The sequence below is a fragment of the Paracoccus mutanolyticus genome, from assembly GCF_003285265.1.
Classification (GTDB): Bacteria; Pseudomonadota; Alphaproteobacteria; order Rhodobacterales; family Rhodobacteraceae; genus Paracoccus; species Paracoccus yeei.
Map to the genome: position 1 here is coordinate 3371538 of NZ_CP030239.1, position 16775 is coordinate 3388312.

A 16775-nucleotide genomic window follows, 5' to 3' on the forward strand; every position below is an offset into this window, starting at 1 on the left:
GAAAGGAAAGTTCATGACGATTTCCCCCGCCAGCCGTCTTCTGTTCCCCTGGGCCGCCGCCCCGTCCCTGCCCCACGACGAAAACGCACAGCCTGTGGCCGCCGCCGCAAACGCCGCCCTGGGCGATCTGCCCGAATGGGACCTGACCGACCTTTATCCCGCCCCCGACGCGCCCGAACTGCAGGCCGACCTGGACACCCTGGCGCGGGCCTGCTGCAGCTTCGCGCGCGACTACGAGGGCAAGCTCGCCTCGCTCGACGCGCCCAAGATGCTGGAATGCATCCAGCGCTATGAACAGATCGACACGCTGGCCGGGCGCATCATGTCCTATGCCGGGCTGCGCTATTACCAGAACACCACCGACGGCGCCCGCGCCAAGATGATGGGCGACCTGCAGGACAGGATCACCGAGGTGACGACGGGGCTTGTCTTCTTCAGCCTGGAATTCAACCGCATCTCGGACGACCGCTATGACGAGGTGTTCTCGGCCAGCGGGACGGCGCGCTATCGCCCCGTCTTCGACCGGATGCGGGCCATGCGCCCCTATCAGCTATCGGACGAGCTGGAACGCTTCCTGCACGACAATTCCGTGGTCGGCGCCGCCGCCTGGAACCGGCTCTTCGACGAAACCACCGCCGGCCTGACCTTCGACGTCGAGGGCGAGGAGCTGGGGATCGAGGCGACGCTGAACCTGCTGACCGACCACGACCGCGCCCGCCGCGAGGCCGGCGCCAAGGCGCTGGCCGAGGTCTTCGGCAAGAACATCAAGCTGTTCTCGCGCATCCACAACACGCTCGCCAAGGAAAAATCCATCGAGGACAAGTGGCGCAAGATGCCGACGCCGCAGACCGCGCGCCACCTGTCGAACCACGTCGAACCCGAGGTGGTCGAGGCGCTCCGGAATGCCGTGACCGCCGCCTATCCGCGCCTGTCGCACCGCTACTACCGGTTGAAGGCGAAATGGCTGGGCCTCGACAAGCTGCAGGTCTGGGACCGCAACGCGCCCCTGCCCACGGAAAACCCGCGCCTGATCCCCTGGCCCGAGGCGCGCGCCACCGTGCTTGACGCCTATGCCGGCTTCTCGCCGAAGCTGGCCGAGCTTGCCGAGCCCTTCTTCGACCGGGGCTGGATCGACGCGGGCGTAAAGCCCGGCAAGGCACCGGGTGCCTTCGCCCATCCGACCGTGACGACCGTGCACCCCTATGTGCTGCTGAACTATCTGGGCAAGCCGCGCGACGTGATGACGCTGGCCCATGAACTGGGGCATGGCGTCCACCAGCGTCTGGCGGCCGCGCAGGGTGAGCTTCTGTCCTCGACGCCCCTGACGCTGGCCGAGACGGCCTCTGTCTTCGGCGAGATGCTGACCTTCCGCGCGCTCCTGGCCAAGACCACCGATCCGGTCCAGCGCAAGGCCCTGATCGCCGGCAAGGTCGAGGACATGATCAACACCGTCGTGCGCCAGATCGCCTTCTACGATTTCGAATGCAAGCTGCACGCCGCCCGCGCCGAAGGGGAGCTGACACCCGAGGACATCAACGCGCTCTGGATGTCGGTGCAGGCCGAATCCCTGGGCGACGCCTTCGAGTTCATGCCGGGCTACGAAACCTTCTGGACCTATGTCCCGCATTTCGTCCATTCGCCCTTCTACGTCTATGCCTACGCCTTCGGCGACGGGCTGGTGAACGCGCTTTATGCCGCCTACGAGGACGGGCTGCCCGACTTCCAGGACAAGTACTTCGCCCTGCTTTCGGCCGGCGGCTCGCGCACCACAAGGACCTGCTGGCGCCCTTCGGCCTCGACGCCTCGGACCCGGCCTTCTGGGACAAGGGCCTGTCGATGATCGAGGCGCTGATCGACGAACTCGAGGCGATGGAGGGCTGACGCGCCGCGACCCGGGGGCGCTTCGCCCCCCGGACCCCCCGAGGATATTTTTTCAAGAAAGAAGACCGGCTTGTGCTTCTTTCTTGCCCAAATATCCCGGGGGGCGAGGAGCGCCCGGAAAAGGTCCGCAGGGCCTTTTCAGCGACAAGCGGGGCGGAGCCCCGGCAACGGCGGGGCCGGCGATCCGCCCACCCCCGACAAGACGAGGGAGAAACCATGATCCGGATCCTGCAGCGCCTTGTCCTGACGCTCCTGGCGCTGGCCCTGGCGGCGGCCGTCTTGGTCGCGGTCCTGGGCCCTGCCTGGATCGAGCGGCGACTGAACCCGGTGACCGACGCGGGGGACAAGGTCGCCGTCTCGGCGCGGGCGCAGGCGCTGCACGACAGCCTGGTCATCGCGGACTGGCATTCCGACGCGCTGCTCTGGGATCGCGACATCCTGAAGCGCGCCGACCGCGGCCACACCGATGTTCCCCGCCTGGCCGAGGGCAATGTCGCCGTGCAGGTCTTTACCACCGTCACCAAAAGCCCGCGCGGCCAGAACTACGACCACAACAGCGCCGAGGCGCCCGACAACATCACGCCGCTGTTCATCGGCCAGCTGCGGCCCATCCCCAGCTGGTTCAGCCTCAAGGAACGCGCGCTGGTCCAGGCCGAGGCGCTGAACCGTGCGGCCGAGGCCGCGCCGGACAACCTGATGCTGATCCGTTCGGCCCAGGACCTGCAGACGCTGCTCGAGGCGCGGCGCAAGGGTGCGCGCACCCTGGGCGCCATCCTGGGCTCGGAAGGCGGCCACCCGCTCGAGGGCGACATCGCGAACCTGCGCGTGCTTTACGGCGCGGGCTTTCGCCTGATCGGCCTGACGCATTTCTTCGACAACGAACTGGGCGGCAGCCTGCATGGCGAAGGCGGCAGCGGCTCGGGCCTGTCGGAATTCGGCCGCCAGGTCGTGCGCGAGATGCAGGAGCGGCGCATGATCGTGGACCTGGCCCACGCCAGTCCCCAGATGGTGCGCGACGTGCTGGCCATGCCCGGCACCCGCCCGATCCTGTCCCATACCGGCATCCATGGTCATTGCCCCAGTCCGCGCAACCTGTCGGACGATCTGGTGCGCGCCATCGCCGCCAAGGGCGGGGTCATCGGCATCGGCTATTGGGCGGACGTGAACTGCGGCGGCACCCCGGCCGACATCGCGGCCTCGGTCAAGGCCGCCATCGCGCTGGTCGGAGAGGACCATGTCTCGCTCGGCTCGGATTACGACGGCTCGGTCGATGCGCCCTTCGACGCGTCGCGGCTGGCGGTCCTGACCCAGGCGCTGATCGACGCGGGCCTGAGCGATGCGCAGATCGCCAAGGTGATGGGCGGGAACATGATCCGCTATCTGGCGCAGAACCTCTAAAAGGCCCGACCGGCACGCCAAGGCCTGACGGCGCCGGTCGGCCCCCACTGGCCACCCTTTCAAAGCGGCGTTCCGCCCGCGGCGGCGCCGCTTTGCCACCCCTGAACAGCCTGACAATAGTCCAATTTGTCGCAGCCCGACATGACGCAGATCAAACGCCCCGCAGATCCGCCTGCGGCAAGGCGCTTTCCCTTGCCCCCGCCCCGCCGGGCATGAGATAACGCCGGCCCAAGAACAGACGAGCAGGTGCCATGGCCGACGATCTTTTCCCCGCCTCTGACCGGGCCTCCGACAGCTACTCGGCCGCCTCGATCGAAGTGCTCGAGGGGCTCGAGCCCGTGCGCAAGCGGCCCGGCATGTATATCGGCGGCACCGACGAACGCGCCCTGCACCACCTGGTCGCCGAAATCCTGGACAACGCGATGGACGAGGCGGTCGCGGGCCATGCCACCCGCATCAGGTCGGCTGCTCGCCGATTTCCCGTCATCGGCGCGACAACGGCCGTGGCATCCCGATCGACCCACATCCCAAGTTCCCCGGCAAGTCCGCGCTCGAGGTGATCCTGTGCACGCTGCACGCCGGCGGCAAGTTCTCGGGCGACGCCTACCAGACCTCGGGGGGGCTGCACGGGGTCGGCGCCTCGGTCGTGAACGCGCTGTCGGACAGCATGGTCGTGCAGGTCGCGCGCAACCGCGAGCTGTTCCAGCAAAGCTTCTCGCGCGGGATCCCGCAGGGCCCGGTCCAAAAGGTCGGCGCGGCCCCGAACCGGCGCGGCACGACGGTCAGCTTCCACGCTGACGAGCAGATCTTCGGCCATCACCGCTTCAAGCCCGCCCGGCTGCTGAAAATGGTAAAGTCCAAGGCCTATCTGTTCTCGGGCGTGGAAATCCGCTGGAAGACCGAGATCGACGATGGCGAAACGCCGGTCGAGGCCAGCTTCCATTTTCCCGGCGGGCTGGCGGATTACCTGAACGAACAGCTGACCGGCGCCTCGACCTATGCCGAGCGGCCCTTTGCCGGCAGCGTCGATTTCAAGGAAAAGTTCGGCGTCCCCGGCAAGGTCGACTGGGCGATCAACTGGACGCCCTCGCGCGACGGCTTCATCCAGTCCTATTGCAACACCGTCCCGACACCAGAAGGCGGCACGCATGAGGCCGGCTTCTGGTCCGCGATCCTCAAGGGCATCCGTGGCTATGGCGAGCTGATCAGCAACAAGAAGGCCGCGAACATCACCCGCGACGACCTGCTGACAGGCGGCTGCGCGCTTGTCAGCTGCTTCATCCGCGAACCCGAGTTCGTGGGCCAGACCAAGGACCGCCTTGCCACGACCGAGGCCGCGCGTCTGGTCGAGGGCGCCGTGCGCGACCATTTCGACAACTGGCTGGCCGCCGACACCAAATCGGCGGGCGCGATCCTGGATTTTCTGGTCCTGCGGGCCGAGGAGCGCCTGCGCCGCCGGCAAGAGAAGGAAACCGCCCGCAAGTCGGCCACGAAGAAGCTGCGCCTGCCCGGCAAGCTGGTCGATTGCTCGGCCACCAACCGCGAGGGGACCGAGCTGTTCATCGTCGAGGGCGACAGCGCGGGCGGCAGCGCCAAGATGGCGCGCGAACGCCAGACCCAGGCCCTGCTGCCGCTGCGCGGCAAGATCCTGAACGTGCTGGGCGCGGCCAGTTCCAAGCTGGGCTCGAACCAGGAGATCAACGACCTCTGCCAGGCGCTGGGGGTCAGCATGGGGTCGCGCTTCAACATCGACGACCTGCGCTATGACAAGATCATCATCATGACCGACGCCGACGTGGACGGCGCGCATATCGCCAGCCTGCTGATGACCTTCTTCTTTACCCAGATGCGGCCGCTGATCGACAAGGGGCACCTGTATCTGGCCTGCCCGCCGCTTTACCGCCTGACCCAGGGCGCGCATCGCGTCTATGTCGCGGACGACGCCGAGAAAGAGGCGATGCTGGCCCGTGGCCTGGGCGGCAAGGGCAAGATCGACGTGCAGCGCTTCAAGGGCCTGGGCGAGATGGACGCCAAGGACCTCAAGGATACGACGATGAACCCCAGGACACGCAAGCTGATCCGGGTGTCCATCGACGAGGACGAGGGCGGCGAGACCGGCGATCTGGTCGAGCGCCTGATGGGCAAGAAGCCCGAACTGCGCTTTCAGTTCATCCAGGAGAATGCCCAGTTCGCGGATGCCGAGGAACTGGACGTCTGATGCTGGCCGCGCCGCTCGCGATCTACGCGCTCGCCGCGCTGGCCGAGATCACCGGCTGCTTCGCCTTCTGGGCCTGGGCGCGGCTCGGGCGCTCGGCCTGTGGCTGGTGCCCGGGATGCTGTCTCTGGCACTGTTCGCCTGGGCGCTGACGCGGATCGAGACCGACTTCGCCGGCCGCGCCTATGCCGCCTACGGCGGGATCTATGTCGCCGCCTCGCTCGGCTGGCTGTGGCTGACCGAGGGGCAGGTGCCCACCCGCTGGGACCTGCTCGGTGGCGGCCTGTGCATCGCGGGGGCGATGGTGGTCCTGGCGGGCGCACGGGCCTGAGCCGCGCCTTGTCCGGGCGTCGTATCCGGCACCTGCCTGCTGTCTTTCGGCGCGGTGGTGTCGTAGTCAGAGCAAAACGATTCAGGTCAGGCAATGCGAACTCATCTTGCTGCTCTTCTCGCTCTCATGATCATCGCCGGTTGCGCGGCCGGTCCCGGCACCGTGGTCAAGGGCGCCGGGCCGGACGAGCTTTTGAAGCTGCGCGAAGGCCCCGGCCTCAACTACCGGATCATCCTCGGCCTTCCCGACGGCACGCGCCTCACGCGCCACGACTGCGTGACCAAAGCCGGCAAACGCTGGTGCCGGGTCTCGCTCGCAGCCAAGCCCGGCGTCTCGGGTTACGTGTCGGCAGACTATCTGTCGGAGTCCTGATTTTCCGCTGCCGGGCTAGCGGGGGCTCTGGTCGCTACGCCGGCGGGAGCGATACCGGATTGCTTTTAGCGGGCCGTCAAGTGTCGGCGTTGCGGGACGAAGCGGTCATTCTACATTGGGGAATTTCGAAGCACTCGGCTGCGATCAGACAGACAATTTTTTTAACCAAGCGAATTTGAGATTTTTTCAAGTGCCTCTTGTATGTCTGGCGCAAGTTCAATGCCAGTGAGTAAAGATCAAAGAAAGAAATATTGAGGTGCTCCGTTGCACAGTCCGCCTGCGTATAGATGAGTATATGAAAGGGCATCCACCGTTTCATTGATCCAAGGGAAGCCCCGCAAGCAACTCGTCACTGCTTGCGGGGTTTTTTGCAGCCAGCAATTCCAATTTAGCTACATGCCTATATAGGTATATGCCTATCTGCCTATATACCCTCTAGCAAACGCATAACGCCGAATGACCAGGCTGATCTGCAAGCTTTGCAAACTCCACACAACCAACTCTTGAATTTTAGGTGTCACAAGTCGGATCATAAGTTCTAATTTAGCCATTTGAGAATTCTAATCTGATGACAGCCATGTGCCAAGTCCGCAATGGGCTCAAAACCGCATCCCCCACCGAAACCCGACCCCCTCGGTCCCGATCCCGAAGCTCGCCGCGCCGAAGCTGACCCCGATCAGCGCGCCGGTGAACACCTGCTCCACGGTATGCTCGCCCGCGTGCACCCGGCTCCAGCCGGTCAGCCCGGCCGCGCCATAGGCCGCCGCGCCTGCCCAGGGCTTGTCCTCAAAGCACTTCCCCGCCAGATCGCCCGCGCCGAAGAACGCCGCCCCGGTGTGGCCCGAGGGGAAGCCCTTGCCCTCGCCCGAGGGGCGGCGCGCGATGGGGGCGCCGTCGAAGAATTCCTTCATGCCCCAGACCAGCGCCGTCTGCAGGAAGCCCCGCACGGCGAAATCCTCCAGCCGGTCCTGATCGGCGGCGCAGGCCGCCGCGGCCAGCGGCAACCCGTATTTCATCGCCGTGCCGAACTGTTCGAACGGGTCCGCCGCCGCCGGGAATGCGAGGGCGGCGACGAGGGTCAGCGATGTTGCGCAACGGCTGCGTGCGTTGCGCGCTGTGACCGCGCGCCGCGTCGGTGCAAGAAACCCAGCAATCACCGGGATTTTCGCTGTGACAGCCGTGCACAGGGCGTACACCGGCCGTACACCGGCGATGCACCGGACTTTGCGCCGCTTCATCACCCCCCCAGCCGGATCACCCGGTCCATGCGCCCCGCCAGATCCATGTTGTGCGTCGCGATCAGCGCCGAGAGCCCGGTCTGGCGCACCAGGCCCATCAGCACGTCGAAGACCTTGTCCGAGGTCGCGGGATCGAGGTTCCCGGTCGGCTCGTCCGCCAGCAGCAGCGCGGGCGCATTCGCCAGCGCCCGGCAAAAGGCCACGCGCTGCTGTTCGCCCCCGGAGAGCTGCGCCGGGCGGTGATCGGCGCGGTGCGACAGCCCGACACGGCCCAGCAGGTCCGCCGCCCGGGCCCGCGCCGCGCCTTGGGAAACGCCGTTCGCCAGCTGCGGCAGAACGATGTTTTCGGCGGCCGAGAATTCGGGCAGCAGGTGGTGGAACTGATAGACGAAGCCCAGCGAGACGCGGCGCGCCTCGGTGCGGGCGCGGTCGCCCTGCCCGGTCATGTCGCGCCCGTTCAGCACCACGCGGCCCGCGTCGGCGGTGTCCAGCAGACCCGCGATATGCAGTAGCGTCGATTTCCCGGCCCCCGAGGGCGCGACCAGCGCCACCACCTCGCCCCGCGCGACCGAGAGCGACAGGTCCGACAGCACCGGCACCGGGGCCGGGCCGCCCTTGCCGTAGGTCTTGGAGATCGCGTCCAGAACCAGAACGTCATTCATAGCGCAGGGCCTCGACCGGGTTCATCCGCGCCGCGCGGCGGGCGGGAAAGATGGTGACGACGAAGGACAGCGCCAGCGACAGGCCCACGGCCTTGGCGACATCCACCCAGCGCAGCCGCGCCGGCAGTTCATAGATGCCGCGGACCGAGGCGTCCCATGCGCCCCCGCCGGATATCCAGTTCACGAAATCCAGCACATGCTGGACGTTCAGCGCGAAGGCCACCCCCAGCGCGACGCCCGCGAGCGTGCCGATCACCCCGGTGAAGGCCCCGCAGAGGAAAAACACCCGCAGCACCGAGCCCTCGGTCAGGCCCATGGTGCGCAGGATGCCGATGTCGCGGCCCTTGTTCTTGACCAGCATGATCAGCCCCGAGGTGATGTTCATCGAGGCGATCAGCACCAGGATCGACAGGATGACGAACATCACGTTGTCCTCCATCGTCAGCGCGCGCAGGAAGCTGCCCGAGGCATCCTTCCAGGTCCAGATCTGCGCGCGTTCGCCGGCGGCGGTCAGCAGCGCCGGGGTCAGCGCGTCCACGCGCTCGGGGTCCTGCACGAAGACCTCGATCTCGTCCGCGACTCCCTCGCGGTTGAAATAGGACTGCGCCTGGGGCATCGGCATGTAGACGCGGGTCTTGTCGATGTCATAGCGCCCGGCCGAGAAGATATAGACCACGTCATAGCTTTCGATCCGGGGCGTGGTGCCGAAGGCGGTCTGCGCCCCGCGCGGGGAAATCAGCTGCACCCGGTCGCCGACGCCCACGCCCAGGTCGCGCGCAAGCTCGGCCCCGATGGCGATGCCGCGGTCGAAACCCTCGATATTGCCGCCGGCGGTCGAGGGATTGGAGATGCGCGGCATGGCCTTCAGATCGGCCAGCGTCACCCCATAGACCTCGGCCACGTTGTTGGAATCGTTGGCCGAGACCATCACCTGGCCGCGAACAACCGGGGTTGCGCGGGTGACGCCCGGAACAGCCGCCAGCCGCGCCGCCAGCGCGTCCGCATCCTGGATCGTGCCGGGCACGACATAGGTTTCCTCGGTCAGATCGTTATAGACCGAGGTCGGCATGTAGGACACCGAACTGTGGGCGTTCGCGCCCAGGATGGTGTCGACGAACTCGGCCCTCGATCTCGCCGTCCGCTGCGGCGATCAGCGCGGCCGCCGCGCAGGTGGCCTCGAGGCTGATCCGGTCATCACGCTGACCCCGCCCTCGGCCCGGCGGGCGCGCAGGTAGCGCCAGGCGATCAGGAATTCGTAGCGCGAGAACGGGCGGGAACTGGCCATCGGTCACCTTGGGTTTGGTTCGGGACTGATTGGCGCGGGCGATCACGAAAGGCAAGGCTACAAGGGCGTGAGGGCGGCGTGGGGATGGTGCGAGGGGGGCCTTTGCTGCCGCTAAGCGGTCGGACGCCGCGCCGCTGCGAGAAGCGCGCCGAAAGCGATCATCGTGCTGCCGCTGATGCGGTTGATCCAGCGCAGGCCATGTGCATTGCGCATCACCCCTGAAAGCCGGGTTCCGGCATAGGCGTAGAGTGCAATGGCCAGCAGTTCGAGGGTGAGGAAAACAGCCCCGAGGACCATGAAGCTGCCCCAGTAATGTGCCGGGGCCACGAACTGCGGGAAAAAGGCCGTGAAGATCAGAATGGCTTTGGGGTTGCCGATGGCGACCAGAAACTCCTGCCGGATGAGACCACGGACCCCATGCTTGCCAAGGTCCGGATTTTCCGCAGGTAGTTCCGCCTCGGAGCGCAGGATTTTGACGCCGAGCCAGACAAGATAGGCCGCCCCCGCAAACTTCACGGCCGTAAACGCGATCTCGGAGGCCACGAGCAATGCGCCCATGCCAAGCGCGGCCACGGTAATCATCATAACGAAGGCAACGAGGCGGCCAGCGGCAGCCACAAGGGCCACCTGCAAACCATACCGCGCGCCGATGGTCATCGAGAGCAGGTTGTTCGGGCCGAATGCCATGTTTAGCGCGAAACAGGCAGGCACAAACAGGAGCAAGGTTTCCAAAGGCATTGCGTCACCATCAGCTTTTTCGGGACCATGCCCCGAATTTATTTGGCTTGTCTATGACTGCATCGTCCCGCACAGCAGACATTCTACCGCAGCAACAGGAACGCACCCTATAGCGGCCCCGGCCGGCGTTCCTCGGACAGCATCACATTGGCCTCGACCTGGCCCACGCCCGGCAGGGTCATGATGCGGCGGCGCAGGATGCGTTCGAAATCGGCGATGTCGCGGGCGTGGATGCGCAGGCGGTAGTCGAACTGGCCCAGGACGTGCTGGACCACCTGCACCTCGGGGATGGCGGTCACGGCGCGTTCGAATTCGTCCAGGCTGGTGCGGCCCTTGGCGGCGAGCCGAATGCCCAGGAACACGGTGACGCCGAACCCCAGCGCCGCCTGATCGACCACGACGCGGCGCCCGGCGATCACCCCCGCCTCGGTCAGGCGCTTGATGCGGCGCCAGGTCGCGGGCTGGGTCAGGCCGATCTGGCGCCCGATCTCGGCGGCGCTGCGGGTCGCGTCGCGGGCCAGCAGGCGCAGGATGGCCCGGTCGGTGGCGTCGGGCGACAGGGTCACAGCGGCAGCTCCTGCCCGTCCTTGATATTGCTGACCAGCATCAGCGCGTCGGAATCCGAGACATGCGGCAGAGACAGGATGCTTTCGCGATAGATCTGCTGCCAATGCGCCATGTCGCGGGCAATGACGTTCAGCCGCAGGTCGACCGAGCCGAGGAAGGTCTGGATTTCCGTCACTTCGGGCACCTGCCGCGCCGCCGCCATGAATTCGTCGAAGGCGCGCGGGTGGGTCTTGTCGAGGGTGAAGCGCAGGCTGACCTGCACCTCGTAGCCAAGCTTGCGCCAGTCGATGCGGGTTTCGAGCGCGCGGATCACCCCGGTTTCGCGCAGCTTCTCGAGCCGGCGCCACAGGCTTGCCGGGGTGACGCCGGCGCGTTCCGCCAAGTCGGCATTGCCGATGTCGGGGTCGGCCAGGAGCTGGCGCAGAATGCGTCTGTCGGTGGCGTCGGGCATGATTTTTTCATTACAGTAAGTAATAGATTATCATTTCCTAGCTTAGCCACTCTAGAATGGAAAGATTGCACAGAACTGGCGCTGCGCGGTCCCTATAACCGTCGCATCGGAACGAGGAGAGACTCTGATGCGCGTTTACTATGATCGCGACTGCGACGTGAACCTGATCAAGGACAAGAAGATCGCCATGCTGGGTTACGGCAGCCAGGGCCACGCCCATGCGCTGAACCTGCGCGATTCGGGCGCCAAGAACCTGGTCGTGGCGCTGCGCGAGGGCTCGCCCTCGGCCAAGAAGGCCGAAGCCGAGGGGCTGAAGGTCATGGGCATCGCCGAAGCCGCCGCCTGGGCCGACCTGGTCATGTTCACCATGCCCGACGAGCTGCAGGCCGAGACCTACAGGAAATACGTCCACGACAACCTGCGCGAGGGCGCGGCGATCGCCTTCGCCCACGGCCTGAACGTGCACTTCGGCCTGATCGAGCCGAAGAAGGGCGTCGACGTCATCATGATGGCCCCCAAGGGCCCTGGCCACACCGTTCGCGGCGAATACGTTCAAGGGCGGCGGCGTGCCCTGCCTGGTCGCGGTGCACCAGGACGCGACCGGCAAGGCCATGGACCTTGGCCTGAGCTACTGCTCGGCCATCGGCGGCGGCCGTTCGGGCATCATCGAGACCAACTTCCGCCAGGAATGCGAAACCGACCTGTTCGGCGAGCAGGCGGTTCTGTGCGGCGGCCTGGTCGAGCTGATCCGCATGGGCTTCGAAACCCTGGTCGAGGCGGGCTATGAGCCCGAGATGGCCTATTTCGAATGCCTGCACGAGGTGAAGCTGATCGTCGACCTGATCTATGAAGGCGGCATCGCCAACATGAACTATTCGATCAGCAACACCGCCGAATACGGCGAATACGTCAGCGGCCCGCGCATCCTGCCCTACGACGAGACCAAGGCGCGGATGAAGGCGGTGCTGAACGACATCCAGACCGGCAAGTTCGTGCGCGACTTCATGCAGGAAAACGCCGTCGGCCAGCCGTTCTTCAAGGCCACCCGCCGCATCAACGACGAGCACCAGATCGAGAAGGTCGGCGAGAAACTGCGCGCCATGATGCCCTGGATCAGCAAGGGCAAGATGGTGGACAAAGAGCGGAACTGATCGGTTCCGGACAGGAAGCCCCGCAGCGATGCGGGGCTTTTTTGTTGCGGCAAATGTAGCCGATCATCGGACGAGGCTTTTCATGAAGCTGAGACAAGACCACTCCACCGGGCTTGCCGCCGCGAAGGCGGGGCTCCGCCGGGCAGGGCCACCGGGTTGCAAAGGACTGCCTTGCCGAAGGAGCAGGCGCATCCCGATGAGCGGTTTCACCGGGCCGATCATGCGGGATGTTCAGAAGTTCAGATACCGGCGATCCCGACGGCTGAGGTTACGGAACGCAGCCTGCGCGTACGAGCTTCTTCGGTCTTAGGTAGCAAACGCACCAAATTGCCGACTGGATCGGGGGCATGACGTTTGTTCCAATGTCGGCATGTCCGAACCTTTGGTGATCCAGACGTTGACGCAGAAGCGCGCCGAGATACTCGGCCGGATCAAGGCCTATGAGGCGCAAATCGCCCAGGCCAAACACGACCTGGCGCATGTGAACGCGACGATCGAACTGTTCGCCGCTCCAGAGCGGCAGCGGGTGCGGTATATGGTCAGCCATGGCTTCTTCAAGAAGGGCGAGATCGCCGACATCTGCGTCCGCCATCTCGACGTCGACGGGGAGATGACCACGCGCGAGCTCGCCGAGCGCGTCATGGCCGAACGGGATCTCGAGATCTCGGATACCGCCCTGAGGAACTCTGTGGTATTCAAGGTGGTTCAGGCGTTGCGCCATGCCAAGCGCCGAAAGCTCGTCCGTATGGTGGAGAAGCGCAAAGGGATGTGCTTGTGGGCTGCAGGCGACGCTGTCACGCTGCGCGTCGTTGCCAGTATCCCTTCCACGCCCGGCTGACCGGCACGGCAAGCGCCCCGCCGATCAGGCGATCTGCCAGACATCCGTTGCTTTCCTCCCGGTGATCCTCGAGCCAGGCGGCATGAGTTGCGTAGGCATCGAGATACCGCCCTTCAACCCTCAGATGCTGGCCGCCGATCATCCGTCTCAGCCGCGAGAAGTAGCTCTCGGCGCCATTTGTGTGAGCACCATTCAGACTGTAAGCCTCTGAATGATTGATTCTTTGCATGTCGAAATCGGGCTCCAGAAGATCCCAGTGCGTGCCCTCGTCGGCCGAAACGACGGTGCCGGAGGCGGTCTGCTCCCTGACGAAGTCGACACCCAGGCCCTCGCGCAGAAAGGTCCGTGTGACGGTTCGGCCGCCGCGCTGGCGCAGCACGACCACCACGTGGCGTTTGCCGCTGCGGTTGCCGAGCAGCCGCCGGTCGACACGCTCATCACGCAGGTTGGCGGGCCGGACATGACCACCAAAGGCAGCTCCGTCCACCTCCACCTCGCCCGTCAGGCGCATATCCCGGATCTCGGTCGTCATCGCCTCGCGGAGTTTGTGCATCAGCACGAACGCCGTCTTGTGCTGCACGTCCAGATCGCGCGAGAGCTGGACGGCCGACAGCCCCTTGGCCGCGTTCACGAACAGGCAGATCGCGCCGAGCAGGTCGACGAAGGACAGCTTCCGCGACGCGAAGATGGTGCCGGAGGTCACGCTGAACTGGCGATGGCAGGCTGCACATTTGAAACGCCGACGGGTCGTCAGGTCGTAGACATCAGCGCATCCGCAGGCCGGACAGACCGGCGCGCCGTCTGTCTCAGGCCAGCGCAGCCGGCAGAACCGGCGATAGGCGGCCTCCTCGCCATCGGAGAAAATCACCTTGAGCGAAAGTGTTCGTGCCGCCGCGGAGAGAAGAAAGTGCTGCGCCATGGAGGCCTCCAGAGCCATCATGTTCACATAATGTTCTCAAAAGCCCACTGCGTCAACGCTATGGTGCGTTTGCTACCTAAGACCGAGCTCTGTCCGAGCAGATCTTCGAACCCTGGCCGAACGCCGTCGCAAGATGGCCTCGGCGCTCGTTTATAACCCCGTCAGGCGGCATTCATCGCTCGGCTTCAAGACGCCGCCTCGAGCGAAAGGGCCGGGAACTGAGCTAAACGCTCTCCACAAAACCCGGGGCAAGTCCAGAGCCCCGGATCGAGTGCCAGTTTGCGACCCCTAGAAGCGCGGGGCAGCGCAAGATAACCGAAATCGCACGGCTGACGGCACTTCGTGCTTTATCCCGGCCCCGCCTGGGCTGGATCAGGCCGAGGCGCGCAGGATCAACCGGCCCTCGAGCCGGCGCAGCGGCTGGGTGGGGCGGACGCCGTCCTCGATCATGTGAAACAGGGTGGTGAGGCTGGCTTCGGCGATGGCCACATAGTCCTGCGCCACCGTGGTCAGGCCGGGGGCGGTAAAGCGCGCCATCGGATGGTCGTCGTGGCCCGCGACCCGCAGCGCGCCACAGGCGCCGCGCCCGACCGGCACGCCTCGTTCATGGCCGCCGCGATCAGCCCGATGCCTTCTGGCTTTGGTCGCCAGCACGGTCTGTGTCGACACCGCCCGGCAGCAGAGCGTTCGCCCGGATGCCTTGCGCCGCATAATCCCAGCCGCTGACCTGAGTGCCGATCACATCGGGCTGAAGCCCCTGGTCGGCCATGGCGCGGACATAGGCCTCGCGCCGCTCGCGGGCGTTGGTGTTGACGGCGGGCATGTCCAGAAAGCAGGGCGGCGCGCCGCTGCGGCACAGATAGTCCACCATCAGCCCCATGGACTGGGCATTGTCGGTGCCCACGAAGACCTCGTCCCCGTCCATGTGGTTGTCGAAGATCACCGTCGGAATGTCGGCCGCCAGCTTCCGGATGCGGTCCGAGGCGGAGCTGTCCCCCAGGGGCGCGACGATCGCCCCGGCGATGCGCAGGGAATAGAGCATCTCGATGGCGCTGCGTTCGCGATCGGCGTCGCCATGCGAACCCAGGACGATGGCCCAATAGCCCGCCTCGATGCAGCGGGTTTCGATCTGGCGGACGATCTCGGCATAGAACGGGTCGATGATGTGGGGGACGATGATGCCGATGTTCTTGGTCAGCTTGCGGTTCTGGTTGATCGCGAACAGGTTCGGCCGATAGCCATAGCGGGCGATAGCCTGCTCGATCCGTTCCCGGGTCGAGCGGCGGACGCTGGAAGGATCGTTGAAGTATTTCGAGATCGTCGGCCGCGAGATGCCGCTGACCGACGAGAATTCTTCCATGTTCCTGATCTTGTGGTCTTCCATCCCGGCTCTTTCCCGGCGCGCGTCGGAATGTGGCGGCGCCTGTCCAAGGTCCTGCATTGTTTTCCGCATGGCCCGCAAGGGTCAAGGGCAGCAGGCCGCCACATAGTCCTGCACCAGCCCCTGGACCGCCGCCAGCGCCAGGTCCCGCGCCCGGGACGGCAGCCGCCCGGCGCGCACCTCGGGGTAAAGCCCGCCCAGGTGTTGCGCCCAGCGCTAGCGGCAGGTCGGCCGTCGAGCTGCGCGATCTGGTCAGCGATCGCCGACCTGGCCTACTGCCGCAGCAATTTTCGCTTCGCGCTTTTGGAACACCGCTGCAAGGCCTGCTCGGCCTCGGTGCCATGGTAATAGCGGTCCCAGTTCCGGGGGGCGTCCAGCATCACCGCCTCCATCGTGTCGCGCAGGCGGCGCGGGCGGCGGCCGGGGAACAGCTCCTCGGCGATGGCGTCCAGCCCGTAAAGCGCCTGGCGCAGCATGAAGGTCAGGCCCGGCCCGACCTTGAGGATGGCAAAGCCGTCGCCGACCAGCGCGGCCAGCGCCTCGCGCGTCTGGTAGTCGGTCGAATGCGCCTCGTAGACCAGGCCCGGCATCCGCCCCAGCACGGCGGCAAGGTCGCGGGCGGCTGCGGGGTCATAGCCGATGACGTTGTGGTTGCCGAACTCGACCCCCGGCTGGACGACAAGCCCGATGACGCGGGCGAACGCATCATCCTGCCCGGCGTCCGCAAAGGCCTGCCGGTGGACGGCGTGGGTGGTCAGGGCGGCGTCGGGGTGCGTGACCTCGAGCCCCTCGATTTCCTCCATGGCGCCACCGGGGATCGGGACCTCGGTGCCGATGACATAGACGGGCGGGATGCCGCCCGCGGCCGCGCCGCCTCGGCCGCCGCGGCCAGGCGCGCGGCTCGGGTCGCGGTTTCGGCGTCGTCCAGCGCGACGGGTTCGCCCGCGCAGCCCATGGAGCGGCCAGGTGCAGCTTGGTGCAACCTGCGGCGGCTAGGCGCGGATCATCACCTCGGCCTTGCCATCGCCTGTTCGGCGGGCAGGTCCTTCCAGGGGTTCGGGCCCAGATGGTCGCCGCCCAGGATCAGCCGGTCCGGCGGAAAGCCCACGCGCGCCGCGATGTCATGGACGCAGTCGGCAAAATCGGCGGGCGTCATGCCGGTATAGCCGCCGTCCTGGTTGACCTGGTTGCAGGTCGCCTCGATCAGCAGCGGCAGGGGCGTCGGCAGGGTGGAACGCATCGCCGCCTCGATCGCCAGCGGATGGGCGGTGCAGATCGAGGGGATGCCCGAAGGGCCGGGCCGATCGCGCCATTGGCCGATGGAATGCAGTGGGTTGTCGGTCATCGG

Annotated in this window: 14 protein-coding genes and 5 pseudogenes; 7 read left to right on the forward strand and 12 right to left on the reverse strand. The window is 66.1% G+C overall.

Features of this window, described 5'->3' with window-relative positions:
- Positions 1 to 13: 13 nt before the first annotated feature.
- The 5 genes and pseudogenes from DPM13_RS18360 (at position 14) to DPM13_RS18380 (ending at position 6197) form a co-directional block, all read left to right on the forward strand.
- A pseudogene (locus DPM13_RS18360) lies at positions 14 to 1881 on the forward strand (M3 family oligoendopeptidase).
- Positions 1882 to 2097: 216 nt separating this feature from the next.
- On the forward strand, positions 2098 to 3279 hold the full coding sequence (locus DPM13_RS18365; RefSeq protein WP_112888574.1) for a dipeptidase: 1182 nt from the start codon (positions 2098 to 2100) through the stop codon (positions 3277 to 3279).
- A gap of 251 nt (positions 3280 to 3530) precedes the next feature.
- Positions 3531 to 5497 (forward strand): annotated as a pseudogene (gene parE / locus DPM13_RS18370) (DNA topoisomerase IV subunit B).
- Positions 5497 to 5825, forward strand: a pseudogene (locus tag DPM13_RS18375) (YnfA family protein). Before parE ends, DPM13_RS18375 begins: the two co-directional pseudogenes overlap by 1 nt.
- Before the next feature lie 93 nt (positions 5826 to 5918).
- Positions 5919 to 6197 carry an SH3 domain-containing protein gene (locus tag DPM13_RS18380; RefSeq protein ID WP_112888575.1) on the forward strand — a complete coding sequence of 93 codons (279 nt, stop codon included), beginning with the start codon at positions 5919 to 5921 and terminating at the stop codon, positions 6195 to 6197.
- A 599-nt stretch (positions 6198 to 6796) separates the two neighbouring features.
- Here the strand turns inward: DPM13_RS18380 and DPM13_RS18385 are convergent.
- The 6 genes and pseudogenes from DPM13_RS18385 to DPM13_RS18410 all read right to left on the reverse strand — a co-directional run bounded on the left by DPM13_RS18385 (position 6797) and on the right by DPM13_RS18410 (position 11138).
- Positions 6797 to 7213: a phosphatase PAP2 family protein gene (locus DPM13_RS18385; RefSeq protein WP_112888576.1), complete on the reverse strand. Its 417-nt coding sequence runs from the start codon at positions 7211 to 7213 to the stop codon at positions 6797 to 6799.
- 221 nt (positions 7214 to 7434) lie between these two features.
- Positions 7435 to 8097: an ABC transporter ATP-binding protein gene (locus DPM13_RS18390; RefSeq protein WP_080622600.1), complete on the reverse strand. Its 663-nt coding sequence runs from the start codon at positions 8095 to 8097 to the stop codon at positions 7435 to 7437.
- Positions 8090 to 9382 (reverse strand): annotated as a pseudogene (locus DPM13_RS18395) (FtsX-like permease family protein). Before DPM13_RS18395 ends, DPM13_RS18390 begins: the two are co-directional and overlap by 8 nt.
- A gap of 111 nt (positions 9383 to 9493) precedes the next feature.
- Positions 9494 to 10120, reverse strand: coding sequence for a LysE family translocator (locus DPM13_RS18400; RefSeq protein WP_080622602.1), 627 nt, complete (start codon positions 10118 to 10120; stop codon positions 9494 to 9496).
- Positions 10121 to 10227: 107 nt separating this feature from the next.
- Complete coding sequence (locus tag DPM13_RS18405) at positions 10228 to 10686, reverse strand: Lrp/AsnC family transcriptional regulator (RefSeq protein ID WP_099649605.1); 459 nt, start codon at positions 10684 to 10686, stop codon at positions 10228 to 10230.
- Positions 10683 to 11138: an Lrp/AsnC family transcriptional regulator gene (locus DPM13_RS18410; RefSeq protein WP_080622604.1), complete on the reverse strand. Its 456-nt coding sequence runs from the start codon at positions 11136 to 11138 to the stop codon at positions 10683 to 10685. The genes DPM13_RS18405 and DPM13_RS18410 overlap by 4 nt, the downstream gene beginning before the upstream one ends.
- A gap of 127 nt (positions 11139 to 11265) precedes the next feature.
- On the opposite strand from DPM13_RS18410, the pseudogene ilvC reads away from it, so the two are divergent.
- A pseudogene (gene ilvC, locus DPM13_RS18415) lies at positions 11266 to 12289 on the forward strand (ketol-acid reductoisomerase).
- A 370-nt stretch (positions 12290 to 12659) separates the two neighbouring features.
- The gene (locus DPM13_RS18425; protein WP_112888578.1) at positions 12660 to 13127 is read left to right on the forward strand and encodes a hypothetical protein; all 468 of its coding nucleotides are present in this window, start codon (positions 12660 to 12662) and stop codon (positions 13125 to 13127) included.
- Here the strand turns inward: DPM13_RS18425 and DPM13_RS18430 are convergent.
- The 6 genes from DPM13_RS18430 to DPM13_RS24290 all read right to left on the reverse strand — a co-directional run bounded on the left by DPM13_RS18430 (position 13084) and on the right by DPM13_RS24290 (position 16772).
- On the reverse strand, positions 13084 to 14046 hold the full coding sequence (locus tag DPM13_RS18430; RefSeq protein ID WP_112888817.1) for an IS1595 family transposase: 963 nt from the start codon (positions 14044 to 14046) through the stop codon (positions 13084 to 13086). The two genes, DPM13_RS18425 and DPM13_RS18430, sit on opposite strands and share 44 nt — an antisense overlap.
- A 372-nt stretch (positions 14047 to 14418) precedes the next feature.
- Complete coding sequence (locus DPM13_RS24275; protein ID WP_223252168.1) at positions 14419 to 14643, reverse strand: substrate-binding domain-containing protein; 225 nt, start codon at positions 14641 to 14643, stop codon at positions 14419 to 14421.
- 22 nt (positions 14644 to 14665) lie between these two features.
- Positions 14666 to 15430, reverse strand: a complete 765-nt coding sequence (locus DPM13_RS18435) for a LacI family DNA-binding transcriptional regulator (RefSeq protein ID WP_223252169.1) — start codon at positions 15428 to 15430, stop codon at positions 14666 to 14668.
- A gap of 81 nt (positions 15431 to 15511) precedes the next feature.
- The gene (locus tag DPM13_RS24280; protein ID WP_223252170.1) at positions 15512 to 15607 is read right to left on the reverse strand and encodes a class II D-tagatose-bisphosphate aldolase, non-catalytic subunit; all 96 of its coding nucleotides are present in this window, start codon (positions 15605 to 15607) and stop codon (positions 15512 to 15514) included.
- A gap of 92 nt (positions 15608 to 15699) precedes the next feature.
- Positions 15700 to 16230 carry a class II D-tagatose-bisphosphate aldolase, non-catalytic subunit gene (locus tag DPM13_RS24285; RefSeq protein ID WP_262983185.1) on the reverse strand — a complete coding sequence of 177 codons (531 nt, stop codon included), beginning with the start codon at positions 16228 to 16230 and terminating at the stop codon, positions 15700 to 15702.
- 203 nt (positions 16231 to 16433) lie between these two features.
- Complete coding sequence (locus DPM13_RS24290; RefSeq protein WP_223252171.1) at positions 16434 to 16772, reverse strand: class II D-tagatose-bisphosphate aldolase non-catalytic subunit; 339 nt, start codon at positions 16770 to 16772, stop codon at positions 16434 to 16436.
- Positions 16773 to 16775 lie beyond the last annotated feature (3 nt).